Raw genomic sequence first — 26,967 nt, forward strand, 5'->3', positions numbered from 1 at the left:
ACACCCGGGAGAGTAAGTCGTTGCCTTTCTTTTACAAAAGAAGCCTTGATAGAAATATCAGGGCTTTTTTGTTTTAAGGCCTTTTGAAGAATAGAATTATCTAATGAGATAAGGACGCCAGGCATATTGAATAGCCGCATCCAGGAGATGGCTGGCGAAAGGTTTTAGCCCTGCCTGTCGGCGGGACCAGGCGTCAGCGTAGGTGCGGAACTTGCGTTTAGTCCCGATCCTATCAAGGCGACTGAAATTGCAGCCAGGCTTAAACTGACCGGAGAAATAGCCGAGTTAGTGAAGGAATGCCAGATTCTATCAAAAGATGTTATCCGTAATGATAATAGTATTATCCCCCGCCTTTCCAATATCATACCGCCGCAACGGCGTAACCGCTGGCGCTGACATCGGATTCCCCGAGAAATCAAACTGCGACGAGCAACAAGGATCAATCATGAAAAGCCCCGAGGAATGCACTTCCACCGTCGAGCAGGCCTCGTACGGTTGGAACGTACAATTCCGCTCAAAGGCATAATACTCCTGTGTATTGGGCACGTGATACAGAATAACCCCACGAACGCCAATATTATTGATATACATCCATCCCTTTGTGCGCAGATCATTATACGCGGGAAGATTCAGGTTGATAACCTCATCCGGAAAAGAAGCCGGAGCAATCGCCTCATCACTCAAATCAGAAGAGCAAGCGCCCAGCAAAAGCATAAAAAACAAAGACTTACGCATCATACTATTTTGGAAGATCCGGGTACTCATAAAATCCTTTTCCCGTCTTGCGTCCCAGTTGTCCCGAAGCAATTTTTTGCTGCTGCAGGCGACTCGGCCGGAACTTAGGATCGTAATGAAAACCCTTAAAAATCGTTTCAGTTACCGCATAATTAATATCGATGCCAATCAGGTCCATCAAAGCAAACGGCCCCATACGGAAGCCTGTAGCCTGTAATAGCTGATCGATACCCTCGATCGTACACACCCGCTCCTCGGCAAGCTTGAGCGACTCCGTATAATAATGCCGGGCCACGCGATTAACGATAAACCCAGGCGAATCGGCCGCCAGCACGGCTGTCTTATGTATACGCTCGCTGAAGTCTTTTAGTGTGTTGATCGTCGAATCACTCGTCGCCGTGCCGCGAATGATTTCCACCAGCTTCATAGTCGTGGCGGGATTAAAGAAATGAAGCCCCGCAAACTGTCCGGGATATTTCAACGGCGCAGCAATCTGCGTAATGGCAATAGATGACGTGTTGCTGGTGAGAATGCAATGCTGGTCATTCAGCTTTTCTACTTCGGTCAGGAGCATCTGTTTTACCTCCAGCTTTTCGATCACCGCCTCGATCACCAGGTCTACCTGCAACAGCCGGAAGTCACTAGTAGGAACAATATTTTGTAAAGCAGCTTCCCGCTGCGCAGCCGTGATCTTCTCTTTTTGAATTGCCACGTCCAGACTGTGCGCAATAGCCGTCACAGCGCTCTTGACGAGTTCGGGTTGGATGTCGTATAGAAGCACTTTAAAGCCAGCCTGGGCGCATAACTGCGAAATGCCCTGTCCCATGGTTCCCGCTCCTATTACCGCTATGTGCTGAATAGGAGCCATGGCTATGCAATACTGCTGGTGTTGAATTGTTTCAGGAAGCGGATGTCGTTTTCAGAATACAACCGCAAGTCGTTTACACGATAGCGTAATTGCGTCACGCGCTCGATGCCCATGCCGAAGGCAAAGCCGGTGTATTCTTCCGGATCGATGCCGCAATTGCGCAGCACGTTAGGATGAACCATGCCGGCACCGGCAATCTCCACCCAGCCACTACGCTTACACACCACGCATCCTTCACCTTTGCAAATCAGGCAGGTCACGTCTATCTCAGCGCTGGGCTCCGTAAACGGGAAAAAGGAAGGACGGAGTCTTAACTTAACATCCTTGCCATACATCTCTTTGGCAAAGTGGAATATAGTCTGTTTCAGATCAGCAAAGCTGACATTCTTATCCACATACAAACCTTCCACCTGGTGGAAGAAGCAGTGCGCACGGGCCGAGATGGCCTCATTGCGATACACCCGCCCAGGCATGATTGCACGGATCGGCGGCTTCTGAGACTTCATCAGACGAATTTGCACATTGGACGTATGCGTACGCAACAGCACATCTTGCGGCGCGCCGTTAACGCCTTTCTTTTCAACAAAGAATGTATCCTGCATTTCGCGGGCAGGGTGGTTCTCAGGGAAATTGAGGGCCGAGAAATTGTGCCAGTCGTCTTCAATCTCCGGACCATCGGCCACATTGAAGCCAAGGCGCTCGAAGATCTCGATCACGCGGTAACGCGTCAATGTCAGAGGGTGCAGGTTGCCCGTTGTATTGGGAATGGGCGGCAGGGTCAGGTCCAGGGTATTCGCCGTTGCGCTCGAAGTTTCCACCTGCTCTTGCAACGCAGTCAACTTGGCTTCAGCAGCCTGCTTCAGCTCGTTCAGGACCTTTCCGGCGGTCTTCTTTTGCTCAACAGGCATCTGCTTGAGCTCTTCGAACAGGTCACCCACAACACCTTTCTTGCTGGTATACCGCAGGCGATAAGCCTCCACGCCGGCCTTATCGGTGGCAGTGTAAGCGTTGATCTCCTGCAATAATGACTGAATCCTTTCTTCCATTACACCAATGCGTAAGCTTCAAAAATACAATATTGCCCCGGAATCCCTAAGCCTCTTCCCCTTCAACTTCCGGCTCGTCGGCCTCTCTTTCGTCCACTTCTTTCGTAGAAAGCCTTCCTAGAATCATGCGGTCAAGCGTCACACTCAGAATGAAAGACAAAACGATCACGCCGGTCAGTACATAACGCTCCGAGAAATCGCGGAAGATCAGGGCCAGTACGATGTACAGAATTTGGGCGGCACCCAGGATCATCGTGGTACGGCCGTGGGTCATACCCAGGCGCATGATAGCGTGGTGGACGTGGCTCTTGTCGGGCTTAAAAGGCGATTGTCCCTTCAGCAGACGCAGAATGACAATACGCAACGTATCAACCAGGGGTATGATAATAAAGCACGATGCCGTGGCAACCGAAGCATTGAACTTATACGGCGAGTACTCCGACAAATTATAATTCAGGTCAATAAACCGGATGGTCAGTATCGCCAGCATCATGCCGATCACCAGTGCCCCGGTATCGCCCATAAAGACTTCCGACGGTTCCCAGTTAAAGATCAGGAATGCAAAGATGGCGCCCACCATCGAGAACGACAGGATAGAAAAGATCGAGTCGTTGATCAAAAAGAACCACGTACCAAAACCGGTCAGGGCAAGGATGGCAATGGTGCCCGCCAGGCCGTCGAGACCGTCGATCAGGTTAAAAGAGTTGGTTATAACGATGATCGTAAAATACGTCATCGCATAGCTGATGATGTCGGGCAGCTCATGCACGCCAAACAGTCCGTAAAACGACTTGATGCGAAGATCAAACAAAAAGATCAACAGCGATGCCGCCATGATTTGGCCCATCAGCTTGATCATGGCCCGCAGAGGAACTAAGTCGTCGCGTACGCCAATGAAGAAAATGACAAAAAGGGCAACGAGAATAAACTTGATATTGCCCCAACTTTGGATGTCAATCCAAATCAGCGACGAAATAAAAAAGCCGAGAAAGATGGCAATACCACCCATCGAAGGCGTGTCGCGTTTGTGAATCTTCCGGCGCCCGGGAATATCCACAAGTTTTTTCCGCAAGGAATACTTGATGATCACCGGAACGATCAGGAAAGCGATGACAAACGATGTAATTGCAGCTGCTAGCTGGATGGCCATAAAATCAAATAACGACCAAAAATAAAGGTTTTGTACATTTAAACGCCCTGTTTGGCATAAAACTCGAGGATGTTTTTGCTCACATACCGCACCTGCTCGTCTGTTAGTTCCGGATAGATGGGCAACGACAATACCTCCTCCTGCAACCCGCTCGACACCGGAAAATCCTCCGGGCGATGGCCCAGGTACGAATACGCCGGCAGGTTAGGGAGTGCAACCGGATAATGAATGACTGTTAAGATGCCGTTGGCCTCCAGGTATTGTTTTAACGCATCACGGCGCCGGGCCCGGATGGCGTAGATGTGATACGTGTGAATGGTGTCGGATCGTACCGCGGGTAAGACAATCTTTTCCACTCCCTGCAGCAAACTTTTGTACAATTCCGCTATCGCTGCACGTCGCGTATTCCAGCCATGAAGGTGTGTGAGCTTAACCGAAAGGATCGCTGCCTGTAAAGTATCCAGCCGGCTGTTGAAGCCTTCAAAGAGATGATCGTCTTTTACCCGGGCGCCGTGATTGGCCAGGCGGCGCATACGTTCGGCAAGTGCCTCGTGGCGCGTAACAATACATCCGGCGTCACCATACGCGCCAAGGTTTTTGGTGGGGTAAAAACTAAAAGCTGCCGCGTCACCCCACGTACCTGCATACTGCCCACCCTCCTGAGTGAAGTGCGCCTGAGCACAGTCTTCGATCAGGTATAGTTTACGCTCCCGGCATAAGGCCGCCAGTGCCATCATGGGGGCTGCCTGCCCGTATAAATGAACAGCCACAACCGCTGCTGTGCGATCTGTAATCTTTTCCGCGACACGCTGCGGGTCGAGTATATACGTATCCGGGTCAACATCGCAGAATACAACGCGGGCGCCGGCTTGCGTAATGGTCTCCGCCGAAGAAATCCAGCTCATGGCCGGTGTAATAACCTCGGCACCGGCGGGCAGGTCAAGTGCCGAGAGAATGGTATAAAGCGCATCCGTGCCGTTGCCGACACCAATGCAATGATGGATCTGCAGCTGCTCGGCAAAGAGCGCCTCGAAATGCCTGACGTAATGCCCCCCGATATACGACGCCTGCGACAGTACACTTTTTACCACGTCGTCAACCTCTGACTGGATGGACATATACTGTGCGTGCAAATCGATAAACGGGATCTTCATCACACCTTACCCTTTATCCTTTCGTGTTTTCCATACCGCTTTGACAAAGCGGAAGTTACTGGTAGTAGCCCGCTCGAAAAGACGCAGCGGCTCCAGAAAGAACCGGAACAGCCACTCTAAATAAAGCTTTCGAAAAATATAGGGTGCCACCAGATTCTTGCCGGCAAAGAAGTCAAACGCACCACCACAGGCAAAGAATGCCCACGAATCGACGTCAGCAAAATTCTCTTTTATCCAGGCTTCTTGAATCGGCATGCCAAAGCCTACAAAGATCACGTCGGGCTTCACCGCGTTGATGTGATCGATGACGACCTTATTCTGCGGGCTTGTTTTTTTCTTATCGAAGAAGCCGTGGTGGTGACCCACAATGCGAATGCGTGGCTCGAAAGCCTCGATACGGGCAATGGCTTTTTGCAACGTCAGCTCTTCGGCGCCGAGAAAGTAAATGGTAAAATTATTATCTGCCATAAAACGCGCAAAGCTCCAGAACCACACGTTATAGGCAATCTTCTCCGGCACGGGCTGTCCGGTAAGTTTTGCGGCCAATTGTACACCGGCGCCATCGCACATGACGTAGTCGACCGTATTATTAAAGAAGTCCACCAGCCAGACATCTGTCGTGTTCGCCAACTCGACCAGCCGCGCATTAGCGTTCAGGAACATTTTCTTGTCCTTTCCAACAATGGCTTGCTTGACCTTCTCGTGCAGCGACGCCACGGTAAAGCGGTGCACGGGAATCTTGGCGATGGAAATTTTCGGTATCATAGCATTCGTCATACGTCACGCAGTTAACTTCCCGGGACGGTTATACAGGTGTCCCCAATAGATAGAAGCTGTAAAACAAAACAACGTCACACCTTTCTGAACGTTTAAAAAACATTCGGTCAGGCAGACCACCAGGAAGACAAAAAAGAAAATAGCAAAAAGCTGATCTCCCGCTTTAAAGCTGGTATAGAGCGGACAGGCCAGGCACAGCAAGGTAATAACCAGCCCCAGGATTCCCGTCTTTGCCCAGCTATCGAGGTATTGATTGTGAGCGTTATAATTACGTAGCTCGGCCAGCCGCCCGAGGCCATCGTAGCAGGCATTCATCTTCTCCTGCACATCTCCAATACCATGCCCTACCCAGGGACTCTCCTGAATAACACCTGCCGCACACCGCCAGTGCAACGTGCGATAGTCGGCGCCAACCTGCCCCGAGGCCGCATGCAGTACACCGTCAACAGCTGTTTTAAATCGCCAATAAATAACCGGAGTGTTATACGCCGCCACCAGCAGCAATACAATGATCCCTACGCGTATCAGTAACTGACGTTTCGAGTGGAGCTTATAAATAAATGCCAGTACAACGGCAACAGCAAAAAAGATCAATAAGCCGATTTTAGCCCCCAACAAGATCAAAAAGATAGACAAGAATATCAGTATGAATGTGTTTAATACTTTGTTTTGCACCGTAGTAAAATCTCCTTTCAGGAGTACGGTGAAAAATGCAAGCAATGTTAATGCCGCAAAATAAGTGGGGTGCAAGCCTATATGGCCGGCCAGGTGACTGTAGGAATACTCCCAGGTAAAGAAATACCACAAGGGAACTTTTTCGGTACGAATATCCAGCACGTTTTGCACGACACAATAGACCGCGACGCTACAGGTGATGGCAACGAGTAATATCCCAATGGTCCGCAGGGTTTTGGCGTCGAGTGTAGCGGCCGTCGCGAATAGCACTGGCAGCAACAGGAAAGGTATACCGGTCTCCAGGATCTTGAAGGCATAACGCGTGTCTGCGCTATAGAGGGCTCCTAGGAGCAGCACCCCAGAGTATACCGGATAGAGCCAGATGCCTTTGTTTGTCTTCGCTTTTTGCAGCTTGTCCGAGAGACTGTTGCTGAGAAGTCCCAACGCGCATATCGCGAGTATGCTGAAGTTCGCCCATTTTACCGAAAATGGGTATAGCACCATAAACGCATAGATGCTATACGGCAACATGCGCTGGGCAAAGCGATGTACTTGATCAGGCAAGGCCAGGTTCATGTTTCTGGAGGTATACCGTTTTGCAAAAACTTACCAGGACAAGTATGCTGAGCGACATCGACAGCTGGTCGAGTATATTTTCGCTCAGCATCGCAAAGAGCAGGCTGAAAAGGAAGTACCGTAAATACCGGATCGTCGGATTGATACGCTCAAGCGACTTCAGGTAGCGCAATAAAGCACGTATGCCGATAAAGAATAGCAACAGTCCAAACAACCCAAAGTCTACCAGTACACCCAGATAATCGTTGTGCGTGCCGGGAGCCTCGAAAATATGTGTAAGGCTGCCGGGGTAGCCAGTTAAAAAGACCGCTCGTTGTGTGCCAATCCCGAGACCAAAGAGCCATTTCAATGGCGTGTCGAGCAGCGACAGGTACGAGGCCCACGCGTCCATACGCCAGACGATCGAGGATCCCGAGTGCAGCTCGAACGTTTCGGTGTTAAACAATACCGCCAGGCGGGCAAGGATGGCATCCGCCTGCGCAATGATCACGGCGATCACCGACGGGATAATGACTACGGCCGCATAATAAAACAATTTACTTTTATACCACCGGTTGGCTACGCCGACAAAAAAAAGGAACACCAGGTGGCTGAGGATCATCGTCATACTGCCTGTATAGAAAAGCAGAATGTATTGTGCCACCAGCAGAATCCAGAACTTGATGCCTTTTTCGTTTATGTATAAGACAATCGTGGCGACGATGAAAAAATGCATAAACGCCGCGAGCACATTGGGATTGCCAAAGGGCCCGATGAGGCGCTCGACGCCTTGCACGTCCTCAAAGCTGGAGGTAGCAATCTGTAAATAGGAGATCAGGAAGATGATCAGCAGCGCGGGCATAAAGAAGATCGATCGGATCTTGCCCAGGTCCCGCGCCGACCGTACAAAGTTCCAAAAGAACACGGCGACCAGGATCTCCATCAGGTATCGCATGATCACCACGCCGATGCCGGTATAGCTCATGCCCAGCTGGCCAAACGTATATACCGCCAGGACCGTATAGAAGAATAACACCGCCGCACCAAACATCAACACCTGTTGGAGTGCGAACCTGACCTGAAGCCTTCGCAGGAATACAATGCCAACCATCATCATCAGAATGAATAGACCCGATACAATGCGGTTATAATCATTGTCGGGCATGTTGGCCCAGCCTACGGCCGTGATAGAACGTGGCAGCTCGGTAAAAACGCGTATCAGCAATACCCACAGCGCCGTTGTGAAGAAAAAAGCGTTCGCAGTGTACGAATAGCTACGCATGGGAAGAGGATTGGAGACGTTGAAAATTAGTCAGAAATTTGTACAATCGCTCATTGCAATCTTTCTCTGTCAACTTTTCCTGGAGAAGCAGCGCTTTCGTGGCAGGTTTTTTCACGGTTGCGACACGCTGTACGCGTTCCAATGCCTGGCGCACATCCACCGGCGTGGGATTTACAACAAACAGGCCATAAGCTTCCAGTTCCTCGACTGTGAAAAGCTCCCGCAGGTTTTCCACCAGCCCAATCACATTCGTGGCAATAATAAACCGGTCGGCTGCCATGGCCTCCAACAACACCAACGAATAGGTTTCGTACATGCCCGTCAGCATCACCACGTGGCTCTTGCGGTAGGCCGCAGGCATTTCGGGATAAGGAATGTTGCCGCCGACAGTCAGGTCATAGGCAAACGGCAGGTCCGCCACAGCGTTCTCCAGCAGGCCAAAACCTTTCTCCGGGCGCTCCGGGTTATGTGGAAAGAACACGTGAAACCTTTCGCCCGCAACAAACTCCTCCTGCCCCAACGCTCCAAACCGTTCGACATCCACCCCCAGGTAGTTATGCTGTACATACCGTTGCGCCAGCCGCGGATTGGTACGTTGGCGATTGTTCAGCACCAGCAACGTATCAAAGAAGGGCAGGGGCCACTGTAAAAATTTGGTGTAACGTACTTTTTCTTTTGCACTTAGCATGTCCCGATGCTCCCGCACAAACTGCCAGCCGAGCACCGGCTCTGTTTCGTGCAACGCCAGCACCGTGGTGACACCTTTCTTGCGATAGAACCAACGCGACAAGACAAACGGATATGCGCAAATCACATGGTTGACATACACGACAGTGTATTCGTGCTGTCGCATAAGCCGGCCGATGCGACGAATGTTCTTCCAGTAGGCTAACAGCCCAGCCGTATCGACCTCATAAAGATCGACATTGCCACCCGACAAGTGTTTCAGATCCTCAAACTGCCGCTGAAGAACATCCGACCACTTGACGGTGTTAGCTTTTTTCTTGATGTATAGAATCTTCGCCACCGCGTTCGATTACTTTAATGCCAGAATGCCGGCAATCATCTTTTTGAAATCTTCATGGCCCATCCAGAGCGAGCCTTCGATCGAGCCGGCATACAGGTTTTGTATAAACCTGACCGGTTCGTTGGGCGTGCGCGTCGGCGACAACAACTTGTCGAATACCTCGCTCAGATTTTTAGTCGCCGGGAAGTTGCCATAAACAACATAGGGCCAATGCCCGATGACACACGTAGGCTTGCCCATGATATAGCTCTCCAATCCCACCGTAGACGATACGATAATAACACCCTGGCTGCTCTTCACGACATCAAAGCTGTTGACCTTTGCATGAAGCACCACGACGTTGGGCAGCCGGCTCAACCGGCGGTAACTATTGATCGAAAGGTGTCCTTCGACGCCCGGATGAGTCTTTACATAAAGCTTATAACCCGCGGGCAGGTGGACCGCCAACCGCTCGATAGCCCCTGCCTGGTCAATGTATTCGTGGTTACGGATGTACAGCTCCGACTCGGCATCGACATTAAAAGGGTAATAAAAATATTTGGCGTCCTTATTGAAATCGTGGAAAGTACCCACAACCTTGGTATAAAAGTCCTTGAACCTGCGATCCACATGGATTATCCATTTACTGGCGAAGTATGCACGTATGATATTCCAGTTACCTTCCTTTATCAACGTGAAGAACTTCTTCAACAACGGGGTCCGTACATAGCGCCGGTGCTCGGTCTCGTAAAAGATCACGGGCTTACGCTGGATCTTGTCATCAATAAACTTCTGCGCGTCTTCTACCGCCATCGTTCGCTTCTCCTTCGGCTCGAGCATGGTGCGGTGTTCGTCGTAGTACAAATTGATGGTGTGCGGAATGAACGTCTCGCCCAGGTAGATTACCCGTAGCTTCTTCTCGTCGGCAATCAGCGATGCACAGCGCCGTATCACCTCGCCGCCTTGCACTGCGTGCAACACAACGCCGATCGTATATTCTTCAAATACGCGCGTGAAAGCTTCTGCATAACGGTAGGCATAGCGGATAATGTGGTTGTTGCCCTGCTTATAATAGGCCCGTTCGGTAGAGACATACGTAACCATGTCGTCTACGCCCTTCTTTCGAAAATATCCGTCTATCTCCGCGCGCGAAGGTGTCTTATCAGGAAAGTAATCGTTGAGATAAACCGTATCGACGCCCTGCTTTGTCAGTACGTTGTATTCATTCGGATTGGGCGTGATGATGAGACAGCGTTTGCCCATGCTTTGAATGGTGAAATACCAGTCGGCCGCCAGTATTTCCTCATGGTATGAGCTGATGATCGCTATATCAAATTCCTTCATGATCAGTTTTCTTTTGTGTGTAATAGACAATAGTCCGGATGGTCAGTATCAGCAGCATGGCAACAATGGTCGATAGCGTGGCGCCATAGAGCCCCAGGACCGGTATAAGCAAAATATTTAAAACGACGTTGGCAACCGCCCCGGTTAGCGCGCTGTACAGCAGGGCACGGTCGAAATGTTTGGCGTAAAGAATAGTCTGTACCACCACCTGCACGGCAAACATGATCACCTGGAGTAGCATCAGGTAGAACAAACTGATTTGATCCAACAGCTCCTTGCGATTGACATAGTCGAGCAGGAGATTGATCAACGCCAACGCGGCCACGCTGGTGATGATGGCCAGACCGATACATTGCCAAAGGAACCGTTTGATCACGTCACGCTTTTCAGCTTCCGGCCGGTCGAATTTATATACGTTGATGACTCGTGGATAATATTGTGCCACGAGTACACTGGTGATCAACGTTGTGGGAACACTGGCGATGCCATAATAAAAGCTATAAATGCCAACCGCTGTCTTGCCCAAAAAATAGTCGATCAGATATCGGTCGGCGAAATCCATCGTGATCTGTGCAATGGAAATAATCAAAAAAGGAAATGCAACGATAATGCCCTGCTTGATCCACGGCCAGTCCAGCCTCACACTTCGGAACCTCAAAAGCCGCAATGTCCACAGCTTCCACATGCCGAAAAGAAACGACAAGACGGTGCCTGCCAGCCACGAGCCCAGGATGAGATGGATATGGATGTCGATTCCAAACACCAGGGGCAACAGCAACAACGGATATACCCACAGGCCACTCTTGATCAGGTAAATGAAGTTAGCAAATTGTGATCGCTCCAACGCTATCAAAATGCGAAAGCACTCCTGCGACATCTGATCGAATATGGTAATCAGAATAAAGTAATGCAGTACAACCAGGGGGACAAAATCCAGAACAACCAGAAACGGACTTAATACCAGCAGGAATGAAAAACCTGTAATGTGAAAAGCCATCTGATTGAAGACGTGGCGAGAGATCACATCGGGCGATTCACCAACAATGTGCCGCAAGGAATAGGCATAAAACTCAAAGCCGATCACGTATACCGACCAGGCCACCGTTACAGCAACGATGTTATATAAGCCGAGAGCTTCCAACGACATTTCCTTGCTGATGTATACAACCAACAAAAACTTCGCAAAAATGCCCCCGGCCCGGAAGCCGAAATTGAACAGCGTGCCCTTTACGTTTTCGAAGGAAATCCCTTTTAAGAAATTGGCAATGTTAGGCATGCTATAGACAAGGTACTTCGATCAAAACTTATTTCACCTTGTAGCGCTGGTACACAAACGGGTAAGCGCTTGCAGCAGCCTTAAACTCAGGAGAGGATTGGTCTATGTCGAAGTTCTCTGCATTGATACCGAACAAGCTATTGGCAAATTCAAATTGCAACAATAACCGATCGGCACGGCTCAGATTCTTTCCTTTGTGGAAACCGCTCGTATCGACGGCAAGAATCGCACCGCGCTTGCCCGTGATCTCGATGAGCTTGTCGGCTGAGTATGCTTTCGTGATCTCAGCATCCTCGATGCGACCATCGCGGCGCACGGATTCGGGGAATCCGTTATTCGAGCCTTTTACATAACAATGTGGTCCGGTTTCAGTATCGACATCGGTCAGGTAGAAGAAGAATTTCAAAAATTTGATGCGCTCCATATCCCAGTGGTATAATTGAGCCACTTCGGATGAGGCCTTCTTAGAGGCCGTCGACCACCACATCGATATCAAATCGAGAACAGGCTTGGAGCCGAGGAAAGATTGAGATACAGCAAGAATGCTGGGGTCGGCGACGAGTTTCTGGATTACCGAATCCTGTACCAGGTCTTTTTCAAGAAATTGGTACTTGATGGTCCTGGGGGCATCGCGTTTGAAGAAGTCTTCGCCGGGACCACCGTCCTTCGGTTTGGGGATCAGGGTCGCTTTGGTGCGATAGGAAAGTTCGGTAAGATAAGCAATGGTGGCGTCGTCGAGGAAGGTGGGGAATACGTAATAACCATCCTGATGAATCTGCTGGCTGATTTTTGTCAGGTCGCTGGCGCTCAGGTTTCCCAACACACCGTTGGCGGCACCTAGAGTATAGCCAGGATTTTCTTTGGCAATGCGTTTGCTCAACCTTCTATTGAACTGCGTGTTCGAAGTATAGAACAGTTTTCGCAGGCTCTGATACGAATACGAGGGTGTCTTGTCAAAAAATTTGTACCAATAATAGCCGACCCAAAAAACGAGGTTGGCGAGCGCTATCTTAACGTTTTCTACCATAAAGATTAAACAATTTTTATACTGTTGAAGCCGAGACAAAGTCTCTTGTCGTAAGGAATCGCAAAAGTAATAAAAGAAAAGGGATTAATTTTCCCTTGGGAGGGTGCCTGATCGGTCAGATGTATGGTTAGGTCGAAGGTTGCACCCTGCACGGTATACGTTCCCACCAAGCTGCCGTCAACCGAAACCTCAATGGTAATCGGCTGCGACCCCGTAATAAACCCACGGCATTGAATGACCCCTGTTGGTGTGGCGGGTATGGCAACGGTGCTTTCTTCGAAGGCAAACATGCCCGGTGCACCCGAAGGATTTTGGCGATGTACACCATAGTGGTCAAATCCACGGTAAAAGTATGGACGGTGCTCATCGATGTCGGCGCGGATATGTGCCGGTGGCGAAAACGCCAGCCTGTCTTTGATCTTTTTTGCAGGGTTACCACCCACGATCTCATAAGGCCCGACGTCGTGCAGAACAACGGCGTTCGCGCCGATCACCGCGCCACGACCAATTGTAATCCCCTGCTTGATGAACACCCCGAACCCGATCCAAACATCTTCTTCGATGTGTACCGGTTTTGAATGCTGACGTTGTCCATCCTCCGTCCCCAGGATTTTCTCATCCTGTTGTCGGATTAGCAAATGTGGAAACCGGGTGGCGTAATGTTGTCCCGACGATATAAAGATGTTGGCCGACAGTAAACAATACCGTTCGATGGTAACTTCGCCGATAATCTTACAATGCGTGTTGAGCGTCGTATAATCTTTCAGGATCAGCGCGTCGTTGGTGCCGACCGTGAGATCAGAAAAATTACTGACACGTACGCCTTCACCCAGCGTAATGATCTGACGCGGCGTGCCGCCTGGCTCAAAGTAAATGCTGACCGTTTTTCCAATCCACGACGTTGCCGTGAATTTTAGTTTTTTAAAAGAATTGGTATACCCACCCTTTAAAATAAACTTCAGGTAAAACAGCCATGCTTTCATGTGCGATCGCCTCGGATATAGAACGGTTTATAAAATATCGTTAAGCATCAGCGGCGATCCTTTCTTCAAATCTTTTTTCGCAGGCAAACCCAGCAGGCGCTCGTAGAACCGTGGCTCCAGTCCGTCGCCAGGGCGGATCACCTTCAGGTTCTTCTCCGAGAAAATGTCACCTGCACGAATATCTTCCGCGATGTAGATAGAGCGTTTGAACTTTTTGCTGTTGGCCTCGGCCTCCAGGATACCGAACTCGACATGGCCCATCGCCAGGAAAGCGCGCTCGCTTTCTACCACCAGCGACTGCAGCTCTTCCGGCTCCAACGAGAAAGTGCTGTCCACACCACCATCCGCACGACGCAGCGTAAAGTGCTTTTCAATCACGCGTGCACCCAGGGCTACCGAGGCAACCGAGGCGCCTACACCCATGGTGTGGTCCGACAATCCGATCAGACAGTCGGAGAAGATTTGCTGCATGACCGGGATCGTCAGCAGATTTGTATTTTCAGGTGTAGATGGGTACGTGCTGGTACATTTCAGCAGGGTCAAATGCTTACAGCCATTGTTGCGCAGAACTTGCACCGACTCGTAAATATCGGCCAGTGTGCTCACACCGGTAGACATGATGACGGGCTTGCCGGTAGCGGCAATCTTTTTCAGCAACGGATGGTCTGTATTTTCAAACGACGCCACTTTATACAGCGGCACGTTCAGGCTTTCCAGGAAATCGACAGCAGTCGGATCAAACGGCGAGCTGAAAGCGATCATACCAAGCTCGTTCGCGCGCTGGAAGATCGGCTCATGCCACTCCCACGGTGTATACGCCAGCTTGTACAGGTCGTGCAGCTCTTGACCATTCCACAATGAATTTTTATCCTGGATAGTATAGGCGCCTTTCATGGTCATGGTGTCGGCGGTATACGTCTGCAGCTTGATGGCATGGGCACCCGCTTTGGCAGCCGCGTCGACAATGGCAAACGCCCGGTCGATGGACTGATTGTGGTTACCCGACATTTCGGCGATCACAAACGGTTTATGATGATGGCCAATGGCCCGATTGCCTATTTTGAACTCCATGGTGCTTATAGTTTATACTTAAATGCGTCTTTATATTTCTCTTCTACGGGCACTTGCGTGAATCCCATGTTTCTAAAAATCGTGTTGGACTTTTCGTTCGAAGCCTTTACATACCCGATGATGCCAACCGGTTGCGCATGATCCTTCCGGAATTGTTCGATACCATGCTGCAGCACCCAGGTACCCAACCCCTTGCTTCGATAGGCAGCGTCTATACCGTAGCTGATGAGTGCCTCACCCTCCATCAGGTCAAAACGTATCTGCGCTACCGGCTGCTGTTTGTATACCACGATATAGTAGTATGTAGCGTCCGTCGCGATCTTCTTCCGGAACCAGTTTTCATGATTGCCATACGGTATCGCATCGCTTTGAAAAGACTGGCTTCGCGTCTCCGGATCGTTTGCCCAGGCATAGGTCACATCAACGTCGGCTTCCGTCGCCCGGCGGAACGTGGCGTGCAGGTCGTAGTCCAACGTCAGGAAGATCTTTCTCAGGCGCTGGTTAGACCGACCGTCGAAAATCTTAGCCTGTTCCGCTACAGCATGAGCAACGATAGTCGCCGGCACCGTTGGAAAGTCCGCAAAGGTAAACGCCAGCGACGCGCGCAGCAGGTAGTTGCAAAGGTCCTCCTGATTGTCGGCTGTCTGATGCACGTACAACGCCCCACCCGTGCACAGATACTCGTAGGCAACGCCGCTCGGCGAGCATACCGCTGTACGGCAGCGCTGCATAGACGTTACCATCTCCTCGGCACCCAGGTTAGACAGGATCCGGATGTCACCGTGCTGCGCGGCAAACGCCTGTAACGAAGCACTGTGCTGATAGGCCGCACCCACTACGACGATGTACTCGTCAAAGTTATGGGGCAGGCATTTCTCCAGAACAAACCGCGTTTGGTTACCGGGATCAGCGCCACCCAAACAGATAAACAATGCATTGCCGGCAGGAGTTTCATGCCGGTGCCGGGCAGCCTCCAGAAAAGGCTTCTTTAGCAGCGTATAACGGGGTCCCAGGTAAAAACGGGTGTACGGCTCGGCGCTATACAGCGAGGAATCAACACCACCGGCATGGTTAATAATGGCATGCGCCAGGAAATGATACCGGTGTATATCGTCCAGGCATACAATCTTACACCCCGTCCGGGCAATGGCTTGCTGGTAGGACAGATCAAAATGATAGCCGTCCAGCACGACGATGTCCTGGGCGGTAAGGATATTCCCGGCAAAATGCACCGCCTCCTGTGCAGGTTCGATGTTGCCGAGGTCTATACAATCCTGACACACGTCGGCAATCATGGTCTTCAGCGCGGGCAGCGGATTGCGGGTCACGAACGTACAGACAAAAGCATCTGCCACCATCGAGGCCAGGGCCAACGACCGGTGGATGTGTCCCAGCCCCATGTGCGAGCTGCCGTCTGCGCGGAAGTAGAGGTGTGTCTGTTGACTCAAGACTAACGTACTTTAAAGAGCGGTTTAAGCGGTGTACACTGCAGTTGCTCGGCCAGGTTGCCCTTGGCCAGTGCTTCGTTGATCTTCTCAAAGCAAATGCGGTACGTCGCCATCAGGTGCTCGACATCTTCGGCGCTGTGCGCATAGCTTACATTGTGTGTACCGATAAAGAATACACCGTTGGCAAACATCTCTTGCAGAATGAGCGTCTTCAGCTCCCACGAAGTATATTTTTCGGTATCCTTGATCATCAGGAACGACCATGCCGGGTAGCCCGCCACACTCATGATGTGCTCAAGCTTGTATTCTTGAATAATGGCGTTCAGTTTCGAAATGATCGCCTCACCGGTCTTGCGCATCTTTTCGATCACCGGCTCGCGTTGCAGCTTTTTCATGGTAGCGAGCGAAGCCGCCAGCGACAACGTCTCGCCGCCAAAGGTGAACGAGAAGAAAATATCTTCCATCAGCTTCATGATCTCGGCCTTGCCGGCAACGGCCGATACCGGATATCCGTTGGCCAAACCCTTACCAAAGGTGGCAAGGTCGGGCACTACGCCAAAGAACTCCTGCGCACCGCCATTTGCATACCGGAAGCCGGTAATCGTCTCGTCAAAAACCAACACGGCGCCGTGTTGGTGCGTAAGCTCCTTTACTTGTTGCAGGAAATTGTTCTCCGGAGGAAACACGTTCACCGGCTCCAGGATCACAGCCGCCACCTGACCTTTCAGCTCTTCCAGCTTGGTCTTCAGGGACTGAATATCGTTATAGGCAAACTTGTGCGTAAGCTCCTTCGTGGAAGCGGGCACACCCAGGTCGCGCGTCGTGGTACCGATGTACCAGTCTTGCCAGCCGTGGTAGCCACACACCAGCACGTGATCACGCTTGGTATACGCGCGCGCCAAACGAATCGCGCCACCCGTGGCATCCGAACCATTCTTACCAAAGCGCACCATCTCGGCGCACGGCACCATTTTGCAGATCTCCTCGGCGACCAAAAACTCCAGCTCGTGGGCCACCGAAAAGATAGTACCCTTCTGCAACTGCTCCGTTACCGCCTGGGTAACATCCGGATCGTTATAGCCCAACGTCAGCGAGCAAAGGCTGTTGACGAAGTCGATGTAGCGGTTGTTGTCCACGTCCCACATATAGGCGCCGTCACCACGCGAAGCGAAGTAGGGCGATACATTCAGGGGCAGTTGTGTTTTGCTTTTGCTAAAGGTTTGTGAGCCCAGGGGAACCGTCTTCAGTGCCCGTTCCAGGTATTCTTCGGATTTCTTATAGCGCGTGCTCATGACTCGTTATTTATAGATTTTGTATAACCCTCGTTTCGGGTAATAGTCTGGTTAATATTTCGGATGTCGTCATTCTTCGTCAGGAAGTTGGCATACGTCAGCCAGGTTTCCCCGGTGCCGACGCGGTCGATCAGTTGCTCGATCAGGTCAAAGTCGCGCTGCTCGTCAATCGTCATGCGCAATCCTTCGAAATCATATCCTTCCGAGAAGTTGTCGGACTGAAAGAGCGTACCACCCTTATAGCTGGAGTTGCCCCAGATATACGGCGTCACGTGCTCGCGCTCCGACTTCTTGGTGGCTTCCGTCCACGCCTTCTTCAACGCAGCAAACCGGAATACCTCCACGTCCTGCCCGTCAGGGTAGGAGGGCGCCAACACGTTGGAACAATAGTCGAGCTTCTCGTCAATAGCCTTTTGAATCACCTTGTCGATCAGCTCGGCGTCGATCAGCGGGCAGTCCGATGTCAGGCGTACAATGTAATCGGCGTCTTTGTTCTCTACCGCGCGGTAGAAACGGTCCAGTACGTCGTCTACATCGCCCCTGTAAAACTCCAGACCCAACCCCTTGGCAATGTCGGCAATCGCCACGTCTTCCGGATTGGTCGTCGTAGCCACTACCAGCTGATCGATCTTCTTCGATTTCAGAATGCGCTTCAGGTGAAGCTCCAGCAGGGTGTCGTTGCCGATCTTCATCAGCACCTTGGCCGGCAGCCGTGTAGAGCTGGTCCGGGCTTGTGTTACCGCTACTATTTTCATGTTGTCGCTGTTAAGAGCAGCCGGTTGCCCGGCTGGCTCGCTATACTATTTGGCGTACTGGAGCACCGTATCGATTACATGCTGCTGCTCAGTATCGGTAAGTGTAGGGAACATCGGCAGGCTCAGGCACTTCTCGTAATACTTCTCGGCCTTGGGCATGCTGCCTTTTTTATACCCCAGCTCCTGGTAATACGGCATGGTGTGTACCGGAATGTAATGCACCTGTGCGAAGATGTTGTGTTTCTTCAGCGCGTCGTACAGCTCCTTGCGATTTTCCACCTGAATAACATACAGGTGGTATGCGTGCGAGGTACCGGCACCCGGCGTAATAAACTTCACGGCAGTATTTTTAAACGCCGCGTCATACCGTTGTGCAATCCGGTGGCGCTTCTGCAGCCCTTCGTCCGCACGGCTCAGCTGCGATATGCCCAGGGCACTCTGCATATCGGTAATGCGGTAGTTATACCCCAGCTCCTGCATTTCGTAATACCAGTCGCCGTGGTTCTCATGCAGCAGGTCAGGGCGTTTGGTAATGCCATGTGTGCGCAGCAGCAATAATTTTTCGTACAGATCCTTGTCGTTGGTAGTGATCATACCGCCCTCACCACACGCAATATGTTTCACGGGGTGAAAGGAGAAGATGGCCAGCTCGGCATAGGCGCCGTTGCCGCACAACTGCTTCACACCTTTGCTGTCGGTAAAATATCCACCGGGTGCGTGACAGGCATCCTCAATGATCCACAGACCATACTCGTCGGCCAGCTTGCGGAACGCCTCGAGGTCTACCGGGTACCCGGCAAAGTCCACCGGAATGATGCCCTGGTACGTACCGCGCGGCGCGGCGGCCAGCTTTTGGCGCACGCGCTCAACATCCAGCAATACCGTGCCGCTGTCGATATCTTCAAATTCAACCTCACCGCCACAATACCGCACGCAGTTGGCAGAGGCGGCAAACGTGATAGGGGTCGTAATAACTTTCTGTCCAGGGTTTACATCCAGGGCCAGCGTACACAGATGCAGGGCGGCCGTACCGTTGGCAACGGCCACCGCATACTGCGCGCCCACATAGGCGGCAAACTTGTCTTCAAACTCTTTGATGCGCGGCCCCTGTGTCAGGAAATCGGCCTGCAGGGCTTCTACAACGGCGTCGATGTCCTGTAGTGTTATATGTTGTCTGCCGTAAGGAATTGGTTTCATATGTATATCCCGCTCGTTATAAAGGGTAATGCAAAAGTTTTAATCAGGGTTTCCAGGCGGAAGGATTTAATACTTCCGGGATAGTAATGACGATCGACTCCAACGCGGCGGCAATGCTGTCAGGATATTGCGCCACAATCGAAGCCATGTTTTTCTGAAGCTGCGCCGCGCTGTCCACACCAATGATTACCTTGTCGATGCTTGCGTTATGTAACGCATAATTGAGGCACATCGTTTGAATGTCGAGGCCATGGTTCCGGGCAACTTCCTGTAACTGCATCAACGGCTCGCGAAACGCCGTCAGGTTGCCGGTCAATGTCGCAGGGTCTTTGAAGAACAACCCCTGGAAAAAGACCGATCGCACGTGAATCTCTTTGCCCTGCCGTTTGGCTTCGCGCAGCAGCTCTTTCTTGCCTGCCGAAAAATCAAACGGGTGTACCGGCAGCTGGATCAGGTCTACAAAAGGATCGCGCACCGCCTGCTCCAGCGCGTGTAGATCATAGAGGGATACGCCGACCTTTTCAACAACCTTTTTCTTTTTATACGCCTGCAGCTCCTCGCGGCACGCGCCGTCGCGATAATCCTGAAAGCGGTGGTACATATAGCCGTACAGGTGCGTGGTGCCCAGGCGGCTCAATCCCGCTTCCATCTTTTCGGCCAGCGACGTACCGGTATGTATAAACTTGTTAACGATCACAAAGGACTTCTGCCCGTGTGCCCGTATATAGCTTCCCAGTACATCCAGCGAGTCGCCATAAGCATCGGCCGTATCCAGCAGGGTAATGCCACTGCGGTGCGCTTCGTCCAGGATGGCAAATGCCTCCTCCTGCGCCGGCTTGCCGGCCGGATTGTTAATGCCGTAAGCCAGTCCCAGTTGTACGGTGCCAAGTCCGATCTTGTGGTGTAGCGTCAGCTTGCTCAAGCAACGAAATTTGGATCCAGGTAATCGCGAATCAACTTGCGCAGCTGCTCCACGCTTAGCCACTCGGTGTTGGTGCCTGAATTATATTCGAAGCCGGGCTCTACCTTCTTCGCTTTCCGGTTTACGAGATACTCGTCTATGTTCCACCCCGGGCTCTGCGGCAGGATCGCATAATAGTGATCCAGGTCCACGGTAAAGAATGAATCCGACTTGGTAATCATTTCTTCGTGGATCTTCTCACCCGGACGAATGCCGACAATCTCTTGCTTGCACTTTGGACCAATGGCTTCTGCCAGCTCGGTAATGCGGTACGAAGGAATCTTCGGTACAAAGATCTCACCGCCCAGCGCATGCTCGTGTGCGAAAAGCACCAGCTCCACGCCGTCTTCCAGCGAGATGTTAAAGCGGGTCATATTCACGTCCGTGATCGGCAGTACACCGCTGTTACGCTTTTCGAGGAAGAAGGGAATAACAGAACCGCGTGAGCCCATCACGTTACCATACCGGACAACCGAGAACTTCAGTTTGCGTGCGCCCTTGAAGTTGTTGGCGGCGACGAACAGCTTATCCGAGCACAGCTTGGTTGCACCGTACAAATTGATCGGAGCAGCAGCCTTGTCGGTCGACAGCGCAACAACGTCTTTTACCCCGGCGTCCATCGCGGCGTTGATGACATTCTCAGCACCGATGATGTTGGTCTTGATACACTCCATCGGATTATACTCCGCCGCGGGAACTTGCTTCAACGCCGCAGCGTGAATGATGGTGTCTACACCTTCACAGGCACGACGCAGACGTTCGCCATCGCGCACGTCGCCGATGAAGTAGCGCATCGCGGGGTACTTCGACTCCGGAAATGTCTGCGACATCTCGAATTGTTTGAGCTCGTCCCGGGAGTATACGATCAGTTTTTTGACGTTGGGATACTTCTGCAGGACCATTTCAACAAATTTCTTTCCGAATGATCCCGTTCCACCTGTAATTAAGATACTTTTGCCGTTTAACATCCTTGTAAAAATAAGGTGCAAATTTAGCAAAAGTTTAACATGCTACAGTTTGATTATCAGTGGAAATACAGTTAAAAATTGCATCGTTAAACATCCGGTCAGATAAGATGAAAAAGATTGTAGAAATAGAAGGCCTCCCCCCGACAAAAAGACGTGGTCCCGTTGGTATAATCTTCTTAATGACGCTCGTTTTGCCGATTTTCTTTGGGAGTTCCTGCGATAGTGACGATGAAACGTCTGGCGTGGTCATTGCCCGCTATCCCGAAGACAAAACGGCAGCCCTATCGTTTACCTGGGACGACGGCTGTGAGTCGACCTTTACCAAAATAGTTCCTCTGCTCCATCAATATAACCTCCAGGGTACGTTCTTTATTATTACCTCCAAAGCCGAACAAAACGGCGAATGGCCTCAATGGAAAGCATTGCACGAAGAAGGTCAAGAGATCGCCAGCCACTCGCTCTCACACCTATCCATGGGAACTATCTCGGACTCCACCATTCTCAAGACCGAGATAGATTCCAGCTATAGAATGATCGAACATTACATTGGAAAAGCTCCGTTCTCATTCGGTCATCCGTATCACAGTACAAGCGCGCTTGTCGATAAGCTCGTCTTTCGTAAGTACTATGCCACTAAAATATCGCCCCCTGGGTTTTGCAACATGATTTCCCTCGAAGAGGTCGACATGTTCAAGCACCAGATGGACCAGGCACTACAGGAGCGCGATTGGATCGTAACCACCGCACACGGCATTGACGATTGCCCACAACCACTCACCCATGAGTTTTTTACGGAGCTCTTCGACTACGTAACTCCGAACGATGACATTTATATCGATACATTCGAGCGCTTGGCGAAGTATAAAATCGAGCGTATCAATACCCGCCTGCACGTCACCAACACCGACGGCGATATCGTCGTACAACTTTCCAACGACCTGCCGCAAGACGTGTTCGATATGCCTCTTACGGTATCAATACCCGGCGTAAGCCTGAACGAATATCAGGTCGTTTCCGAGGCAAACACCGCACCGATAGCCTATGACGGGGACGGTCGCCTATACGTGGAAACCCTTTCTCAATCTACCTTCCGCTTGCGAAAAAAATAGCCGTCGATGTTGATGTTATAAGAGAGCATTAACGATGAAAAGTTGAGTTTGCTCGGAATCAACTGATCGTAAGCATTATCCACCACAGGAAACAGCGGCGTTACACCGTATAAATATTTTACAGAGATCGTACTACGTCCCACAGTATAGCCGGCACCACCGGAAACGTCAACACCGATCTTGTTCGGGCTCTGAGTTTGCAGGACGTTGAGCTTATACCGTAAGTCTTTATCACATGTCTTTTTGTCGCTGTCGCCCAACGTCATATTGACGCGGCCGCCGAAGTCAATAAAGAAATGGTTGTTCAGGTGTATCACTGCGCCGATTGGCAGCGTCACCGTGGAGAATGTTTTTTTAACCTCGATGTGCAGCGGGCGACGATCCCACCGTGGTGGGCGCGGGTTCTGCGCGAGCAGCGAGCGGTCGGTATATTCATACTCCAGTTTGCGCAGTGAAAAAGATAGTCCACTATAAAGCTCAATACGCTTGCTAACACTTCGGTTGACCTGATAGCCGACTGTAAAACCCAACGTCGGATTGGTTTTGGTCTTGACTCGTTCGGTATGAAGCTTGTAAACACCGCCGCGTACGGAGAGGTATGAGGGCAATGTCTGATCAATGACCTGGTCATACAATAAGCCTGCGGTTACGCTGGAACGATACGTCTGCGAGAAGCCCGGAACGATGCAGCCCATTACGAATAAAAAAAGCAAATACCCCCTCCGTGTTTTCATAAAACGTTACAACTGCGCAGAGGGGGTAAGGTTTCGGATCTGATGCGTGACCTCGATCGCTGCGCGCGCATCTTCCAACCCAAAGCCGTTTCCGGAAATGATGTCGGCATAGCTCGCCGTGTGCAGGTCTGTAAATCCCTCGCTGAATTCAATTTCTTTTCCTTCCATCGTCAACGACCGGAAAGTTCTCTTTCCCGTGGCTTTCACATCGGCCGGCAGGTCGTTGACATTGATACTTAACATCCAGTGCACGCGGGCCTGGGCCAGCTCCAGATAACCGGCCGCGGAGTCGTTCGTCAAACGGCTTACCTGCACATCTTTCACCGCGCCAAAGATCCAGATCAGCATGTCGAAAAAGTGTACGCCAATATTGGTGGCAATACCACCCGACTTCGACAGATCGCCCTTCCAGCTCGAATGATACCAGTTACCACGCGAAGTGATATACTGCAGATTGATATCGTATACTTTGTCTTTCGGCGCCTGGCGCACTTGCTCGCGCAGGGCAATGATGCTGGGGTGCAGGCGCAGTTGAAGAATGGTATAAATACGCCGGCCGGTTTCTTGTTGAATCTCGGCCAGGGCGTCTACGTTCCACGGGCTGAGCACCAGCGGCTTTTCGCAGATCGCGTCCGCGCCGTAGCGCAGCGCATAGCGTATATGCGAGTCGTGGAGATAATTCGGAGAGCAGATCGAGATAATTTCAACCGGCTCGCCTTTGCGTTTTAGCTTATCGAGGTGGCGGTCAAACCGCTCGAACTCCGTAAAGAAATTGGTGTCCGGGAAATAGGAATCGAGTACGCCGACATTGTCGTGTTTGTCAAGGGCGGCTACCAGCGAGTTGCCGGTATCTTTGATGGCTTTCAGGTGGCGGGGAGCAATGAAGCCGGCGGCACCGATCAGGGCAAAACGTTTCATACAGCCGGCGACGTCAATTTTTGAACCTTCCCTTGTTGCAGGCTGTACCGTTCGTTGCTCTCGGGGCACGTGGCGATGCCTTCTTCATTGAACTTCAGCTTGTGACCAAACTCGCTCATCCAGCCCGTTTGGCGGGCCGGATTACCCATCACCAATGCATAGTCGGGCACGTTGCGAGTCACAACGGCGCCGGCGCCAATAAAGGCAAAACGGCCAATGTCATGGCCGCACACGATGGTGGCGTTTGCCCCAATCGAGGCCCCCGTTTTAACCAGCGTGGAGGCATATTCGCTTTTTCGGTTGATAGCGCTGCGAGGATTGATCACGTTCGTAAATACCATGGATGGGCCCAAAAAGACGTCATCCTCACATTGGACACCTGTATAGATCGAAACGTTGTTTTGCACCTTAACATTTTTTCCAAGTTGCACGCCCGGCGAAATGACCACGTTCTGGCCAATGTTGCAGTGCTCGCCAATCGTACAACCGGGCATGATGTGTGAAAAATGCCATATTTTGGTGCCTTCACCAATCGTACACCCCTCGTCGATCACGGCGGAGGGGTGCGCAAAGTATGCGGGGGTGCTCATAAGATTTAAAAAAATCGGGTTATTGCGTCGCCAATATACTCCAATTGGCTGGCTTCCATCTCGGTGTGGATCGGCAGGGAAATAACGGTCTGGGAGAGCATTTCGGTCAGGGGAAACGTGCCCGGTCCGGCGTCAGGCTGCTGGTAGGCCTTTTGTAAATGCAGCGGCACCGGGTAATAGATCATCGTGGGGATACCCTGCTGCTCCAGGTTTTGTTTAAGGGCATCGCGCTTGCCGTTGCCGATCTGCAAGGTGTATTGATGAAACACATGCGTGGAATACGGCGCCCGCCACGGTATCGTCACATAGGGCACGTTCGCTAAAACGCGGTCGTAAAATGCGGCAACCTCGTTACGCCGGCGAGCATAGTCGTCCAGGTAGGGCAGCTTCACCTGCAGGATCGCGGCTTGCAAGGTATCCAGCCGGCTGTTCACGCCCACCAGATCGTGATGATATTTTACCTGCTGGCCGTGATTGGCGATCATCCTGATCTTCGTGGCCAGCGCCTCGTCGTTGGTAAAGATGGCGCCGCCGTCGCCGTAACACCCCAGGTTCTTCGAAGGAAAGAACGACGTAGTACCAATGGTACCCATCGTACCCGCCTTCTTAACGCTTTTATCCGGAAAGGTATAATCCGCACCCAGCGCCTGGGCAGCGTCTTCTATAATATGCAGGTTATGTTTTTGGGCGATGCGCAGCAGGGGTGCCATGTCGGCGCACTGGCCGTATAGGTGCACCGGTACGATCGCCACCGTGCGCGACGTGATCTTCTCCTCCAACCGCTCGGGGTCGAGCGTAAACGAATCGGCCCGTACCTCCGCAAAGACCGGCGTCAATCCCAACAAGGCAATGACCTCCGCTGTCGCCACGTACGTGTGGACCGGAAGAATGATCTCGTCACCGGGCTTGAAGCTGAGCGCCATCATGGCAATTTGGAGCGCATCGGTGCCGTTGGCACACGGTATGACCGCGGGGACATCCAGATAGCGTGCCAGTGCCCGGGCAAATTCCTGCACGTCGGGCCCCTGAATGAACGCGGTAGAAGTTAGGACTTTTTCAATAGCATGGTCAATCTCGGGTTTGATCCGGGCATATTGCTTATGCAGATCAACCATTTGAATTTTTTCCATACCTATAGCATCACAGACGGGCAGTGACCTTTGACTTGTCAAGGAAACCCTTCACATCATAGATCACGACCTTCGGATGGCTTATGCTGTCCAGGTCAAGCACGTTGAACTCCTGGTGGCTAACCGCCAGCACAATGGCGTGATACTTCTTGTCCGGTTTGCCGATCAGCGTCAGTCCATATTCATGCTGCACTTCGGCCGCATCGGCCTGCGGATCGTAAATGTCGATGTTCGTACCAAAGCTTTGCAGCTCGCGGATCACATCCACCACCTTGCTGTTACGAATGTCGGGACAATTCTCCTTAAAGGTGATCCCCAGTATCAGCACGTTGGCTTTATTGATGGGCAGCTCGTGTTGCGCCATCAGCTTGATGACATTGTTGGCGATATAAACGCCCATGTTGTCGTTGATGCGGCGCCCCGCCAGGATTACCTGCGGGTGATAGCCCAGGCTGTCCGCCTTGTATGTCAGATAATAGGGGTCCACACCGATACAGTGTCCACCCACCAGCCCCGGTTTGTAGGGCAGGAAATTCCATTTCGTGCCGGCAGCCTCCAACACCTCGTGGGTATCGATGCCGACACGTTCGAAGATCAGGGCCAGCTCGTTTACAAACGCAATGTTGATGTCGCGCTGGGAGTTCTCGATCACCTTCGCCGCTTCAGCAACTTTCATCGACGATGCTTTGTGTGTACCGGCAACGATGATTTTTTTATACAGTTGGTCGACTTTCTCCGCGATCTCGGGTGTGCTGCCGCTGGTTACTTTCTTGATTGTCGTCACGCGGTGTTGCTTGTCGCCGGGGTTGATCCGCTCGGGCGAATAGCCGCAGAAGAAATCAACATTGAATTTCAAACCGCTTACTTTTTCCAGCACGGGCACGCATACTTCTTCGGTGCAACCGGGATATACAGT

25 protein-coding genes and 1 pseudogene are annotated in these 26,967 nt (G+C 51.5%); 1 reads left to right on the forward strand and 25 read right to left on the reverse strand.

Going from position 1 to position 26,967, the window contains the following annotated elements; genetic code table 11:
- Positions 1-309 precede the first annotated feature (309 nt).
- From KK062_RS28330 to pseB, 20 genes and pseudogenes are all read right to left on the reverse strand, one after another.
- A complete protein-coding gene (locus tag KK062_RS28330) occupies positions 310-738 on the reverse strand; it encodes a Rieske (2Fe-2S) protein (protein ID WP_254087762.1) in 429 nt (142 codons plus the stop codon).
- A 1-nt stretch (position 739) separates the two neighbouring features.
- Entirely contained in the window at positions 740-1,603 is an 864-nt protein-coding gene (locus KK062_RS28335) for a 3-hydroxyacyl-CoA dehydrogenase NAD-binding domain-containing protein (RefSeq protein ID WP_254087763.1), read from the reverse strand.
- Positions 1,604-1,605: 2 nt separating this feature from the next.
- The gene (pheS, locus tag KK062_RS28340) at positions 1,606-2,649 is read right to left on the reverse strand and encodes a phenylalanine--tRNA ligase subunit alpha (protein ID WP_254087764.1); all 1,044 of its coding nucleotides are present in this window, start codon (positions 2,647-2,649) and stop codon (positions 1,606-1,608) included.
- A gap of 46 nt (positions 2,650-2,695) precedes the next feature.
- Positions 2,696-3,799, reverse strand: a complete 1,104-nt coding sequence (locus KK062_RS28345; protein ID WP_254087765.1) for a glycosyltransferase family 4 protein — start codon at positions 3,797-3,799, stop codon at positions 2,696-2,698.
- 38 nt (positions 3,800-3,837) lie between these two features.
- Entirely contained in the window at positions 3,838-4,953 is a 1,116-nt protein-coding gene (locus KK062_RS28350) for a DegT/DnrJ/EryC1/StrS family aminotransferase (RefSeq protein ID WP_254087766.1), read from the reverse strand.
- Positions 4,954-4,959: 6 nt separating this feature from the next.
- Complete coding sequence (locus tag KK062_RS28355; protein ID WP_254087767.1) at positions 4,960-5,718, reverse strand: WecB/TagA/CpsF family glycosyltransferase; 759 nt, start codon at positions 5,716-5,718, stop codon at positions 4,960-4,962.
- A 15-nt stretch (positions 5,719-5,733) separates the two neighbouring features.
- Positions 5,734-6,981, reverse strand: coding sequence for an O-antigen ligase family protein (locus KK062_RS28360; RefSeq protein ID WP_254087768.1), 1,248 nt, complete (start codon positions 6,979-6,981; stop codon positions 5,734-5,736).
- Positions 6,962-8,242, reverse strand: a complete 1,281-nt coding sequence (locus KK062_RS28365) for an O-antigen ligase family protein (RefSeq protein ID WP_254087769.1) — start codon at positions 8,240-8,242, stop codon at positions 6,962-6,964. Before KK062_RS28365 ends, KK062_RS28360 begins: the two co-directional genes overlap by 20 nt.
- Positions 8,235-9,269 carry a glycosyltransferase gene (locus tag KK062_RS28370; protein WP_254087770.1) on the reverse strand — a complete coding sequence of 345 codons (1,035 nt, stop codon included), beginning with the start codon at positions 9,267-9,269 and terminating at the stop codon, positions 8,235-8,237. Before KK062_RS28370 ends, KK062_RS28365 begins: the two co-directional genes overlap by 8 nt.
- 9 nt (positions 9,270-9,278) lie before the next feature.
- Positions 9,279-10,592, reverse strand: coding sequence for a capsular polysaccharide export protein, LipB/KpsS family (locus tag KK062_RS28375; RefSeq protein WP_254087771.1), 1,314 nt, complete (start codon positions 10,590-10,592; stop codon positions 9,279-9,281).
- Positions 10,579-11,868, reverse strand: coding sequence for an MATE family efflux transporter (locus KK062_RS28380; protein ID WP_254087772.1), 1,290 nt, complete (start codon positions 11,866-11,868; stop codon positions 10,579-10,581). Before KK062_RS28380 ends, KK062_RS28375 begins: the two co-directional genes overlap by 14 nt.
- Before the next feature lie 28 nt (positions 11,869-11,896).
- Positions 11,897-12,895 (reverse strand): phytanoyl-CoA dioxygenase family protein, encoded by a 999-nt coding sequence (locus KK062_RS28385; RefSeq protein WP_254087773.1) that lies wholly within the window; start codon positions 12,893-12,895, stop codon positions 11,897-11,899.
- A gap of 407 nt (positions 12,896-13,302) precedes the next feature.
- Positions 13,303-13,458, reverse strand: a pseudogene (locus KK062_RS31275) (DapH/DapD/GlmU-related protein); the annotation flags it as partial.
- Positions 13,459-13,905: 447 nt separating this feature from the next.
- Complete coding sequence (pseI, locus tag KK062_RS28395; RefSeq protein WP_254087775.1) at positions 13,906-14,949, reverse strand: pseudaminic acid synthase; 1,044 nt, start codon at positions 14,947-14,949, stop codon at positions 13,906-13,908.
- A gap of 5 nt (positions 14,950-14,954) precedes the next feature.
- Positions 14,955-16,397: a UDP-2,4-diacetamido-2,4,6-trideoxy-beta-L-altropyranose hydrolase gene (gene pseG / locus KK062_RS28400; protein ID WP_254087776.1), complete on the reverse strand. Its 1,443-nt coding sequence runs from the start codon at positions 16,395-16,397 to the stop codon at positions 14,955-14,957.
- Between the two features lie 2 nt (positions 16,398-16,399).
- Complete coding sequence (locus KK062_RS28405; protein ID WP_254087777.1) at positions 16,400-17,689, reverse strand: aminotransferase class III-fold pyridoxal phosphate-dependent enzyme; 1,290 nt, start codon at positions 17,687-17,689, stop codon at positions 16,400-16,402.
- The gene (locus tag KK062_RS28410; protein ID WP_254087778.1) at positions 17,686-18,444 is read right to left on the reverse strand and encodes a cytidylyltransferase domain-containing protein; all 759 of its coding nucleotides are present in this window, start codon (positions 18,442-18,444) and stop codon (positions 17,686-17,688) included. Before KK062_RS28410 ends, KK062_RS28405 begins: the two co-directional genes overlap by 4 nt.
- 45 nt (positions 18,445-18,489) lie before the next feature.
- The gene (gene pseC / locus KK062_RS28415) at positions 18,490-19,641 is read right to left on the reverse strand and encodes a UDP-4-amino-4,6-dideoxy-N-acetyl-beta-L-altrosamine transaminase (protein ID WP_254087779.1); all 1,152 of its coding nucleotides are present in this window, start codon (positions 19,639-19,641) and stop codon (positions 18,490-18,492) included.
- A 43-nt stretch (positions 19,642-19,684) separates the two neighbouring features.
- Complete coding sequence (locus KK062_RS28420; RefSeq protein ID WP_254087780.1) at positions 19,685-20,563, reverse strand: aldo/keto reductase; 879 nt, start codon at positions 20,561-20,563, stop codon at positions 19,685-19,687.
- On the reverse strand, positions 20,560-21,570 hold the full coding sequence (gene pseB / locus KK062_RS28425) for a UDP-N-acetylglucosamine 4,6-dehydratase (inverting) (protein ID WP_254087781.1): 1,011 nt from the start codon (positions 21,568-21,570) through the stop codon (positions 20,560-20,562). The genes KK062_RS28420 and pseB overlap by 4 nt, the downstream gene beginning before the upstream one ends.
- Before the next feature lie 107 nt (positions 21,571-21,677).
- On the opposite strand from pseB, the gene KK062_RS28430 reads away from it, so the two are divergent.
- Positions 21,678-22,679: a polysaccharide deacetylase family protein gene (locus KK062_RS28430; RefSeq protein WP_254087782.1), complete on the forward strand. Its 1,002-nt coding sequence runs from the start codon at positions 21,678-21,680 to the stop codon at positions 22,677-22,679.
- Here KK062_RS28430 and KK062_RS28435 read toward each other — a convergent pair.
- The 5 genes from KK062_RS28435 to KK062_RS28455 form a co-directional block, all read right to left on the reverse strand.
- Positions 22,649-23,392: an outer membrane beta-barrel protein gene (locus KK062_RS28435; protein WP_254087783.1), complete on the reverse strand. Its 744-nt coding sequence runs from the start codon at positions 23,390-23,392 to the stop codon at positions 22,649-22,651. The genes KK062_RS28430 and KK062_RS28435 overlap by 31 nt on opposite strands.
- 27 nt (positions 23,393-23,419) lie before the next feature.
- On the reverse strand, positions 23,420-24,331 hold the full coding sequence (locus KK062_RS28440) for a Gfo/Idh/MocA family protein (protein ID WP_254087784.1): 912 nt from the start codon (positions 24,329-24,331) through the stop codon (positions 23,420-23,422).
- On the reverse strand, positions 24,328-24,921 hold the full coding sequence (locus KK062_RS28445) for an acyltransferase (RefSeq protein ID WP_254087785.1): 594 nt from the start codon (positions 24,919-24,921) through the stop codon (positions 24,328-24,330). Before KK062_RS28445 ends, KK062_RS28440 begins: the two co-directional genes overlap by 4 nt.
- Positions 24,922-24,926: 5 nt before the next feature.
- Positions 24,927-26,051 (reverse strand): DegT/DnrJ/EryC1/StrS family aminotransferase, encoded by a 1,125-nt coding sequence (locus KK062_RS28450; RefSeq protein ID WP_254087786.1) that lies wholly within the window; start codon positions 26,049-26,051, stop codon positions 24,927-24,929.
- A gap of 10 nt (positions 26,052-26,061) precedes the next feature.
- A partial coding sequence (locus KK062_RS28455) for a nucleotide sugar dehydrogenase (RefSeq protein WP_254087787.1) occupies positions 26,062-26,967 on the reverse strand: 906 nt, incomplete at its 5' end.

This window comes from Dawidia cretensis (assembly GCF_018598175.1).
In the GTDB taxonomy this organism is placed as follows: domain Bacteria; phylum Bacteroidota; class Bacteroidia; order Cytophagales; family Cyclobacteriaceae; genus Ohtaekwangia; species Ohtaekwangia cretensis.

Excerpts from the sequence above, each read along its gene's own strand:
- KK062_RS28385 (WP_254087773.1), bottom strand. The coding sequence starts at position 12,895 with ATGGTAGAAAACGTTAAGATAGCGCTCGCCAACCTCGTTTTTTGGGTC.
- KK062_RS28345 (WP_254087765.1), bottom strand. The coding sequence starts at position 3,799 with ATGGCCATCCAGCTAGCAGCTGCAATTACATCGTTTGTCATCGCTTTC.
- KK062_RS28355 (WP_254087767.1), bottom strand. The coding sequence starts at position 5,718 with ATGATACCGAAAATTTCCATCGCCAAGATTCCCGTGCACCGCTTTACC.
- pseC (WP_254087779.1), bottom strand. The coding sequence starts at position 19,641 with ATGAAACCAATTCCTTACGGCAGACAACATATAACACTACAGGACATC.
- pheS (WP_254087764.1), bottom strand. The coding sequence starts at position 2,649 with ATGGAAGAAAGGATTCAGTCATTATTGCAGGAGATCAACGCTTACACT.
- KK062_RS28410 (WP_254087778.1), bottom strand. The coding sequence starts at position 18,444 with ATGAAAATAGTAGCGGTAACACAAGCCCGGACCAGCTCTACACGGCTG.
- KK062_RS28365 (WP_254087769.1), bottom strand. The coding sequence starts at position 8,242 with ATGCGTAGCTATTCGTACACTGCGAACGCTTTTTTCTTCACAACGGCG.
- KK062_RS28335 (WP_254087763.1), bottom strand. The coding sequence starts at position 1,603 with ATGGCTCCTATTCAGCACATAGCGGTAATAGGAGCGGGAACCATGGGA.
- KK062_RS28360 (WP_254087768.1), bottom strand. The coding sequence starts at position 6,981 with ATGAACCTGGCCTTGCCTGATCAAGTACATCGCTTTGCCCAGCGCATG.
- KK062_RS28440 (WP_254087784.1), bottom strand. The coding sequence starts at position 24,331 with ATGAAACGTTTTGCCCTGATCGGTGCCGCCGGCTTCATTGCTCCCCGC.
- KK062_RS28450 (WP_254087786.1), bottom strand. The coding sequence starts at position 26,051 with ATGGAAAAAATTCAAATGGTTGATCTGCATAAGCAATATGCCCGGATC.
- KK062_RS28405 (WP_254087777.1), bottom strand. The coding sequence starts at position 17,689 with ATGAGCACGCGCTATAAGAAATCCGAAGAATACCTGGAACGGGCACTG.
- KK062_RS28375 (WP_254087771.1), bottom strand. The coding sequence starts at position 10,592 with ATGAAGGAATTTGATATAGCGATCATCAGCTCATACCATGAGGAAATA.
- pseB (WP_254087781.1), bottom strand. The coding sequence starts at position 21,570 with ATGTTAAACGGCAAAAGTATCTTAATTACAGGTGGAACGGGATCATTC.
- KK062_RS28445 (WP_254087785.1), bottom strand. The coding sequence starts at position 24,921 with ATGAGCACCCCCGCATACTTTGCGCACCCCTCCGCCGTGATCGACGAG.
- KK062_RS28330 (WP_254087762.1), bottom strand. The coding sequence starts at position 738 with ATGATGCGTAAGTCTTTGTTTTTTATGCTTTTGCTGGGCGCTTGCTCT.
- pseI (WP_254087775.1), bottom strand. The coding sequence starts at position 14,949 with ATGGAGTTCAAAATAGGCAATCGGGCCATTGGCCATCATCATAAACCG.
- KK062_RS28430 (WP_254087782.1), top strand. The coding sequence starts at position 21,678 with ATGAAAAAGATTGTAGAAATAGAAGGCCTCCCCCCGACAAAAAGACGT.
- KK062_RS28380 (WP_254087772.1), bottom strand. The coding sequence starts at position 11,868 with ATGCCTAACATTGCCAATTTCTTAAAAGGGATTTCCTTCGAAAACGTA.
- KK062_RS28350 (WP_254087766.1), bottom strand. The coding sequence starts at position 4,953 with ATGAAGATCCCGTTTATCGATTTGCACGCACAGTATATGTCCATCCAG.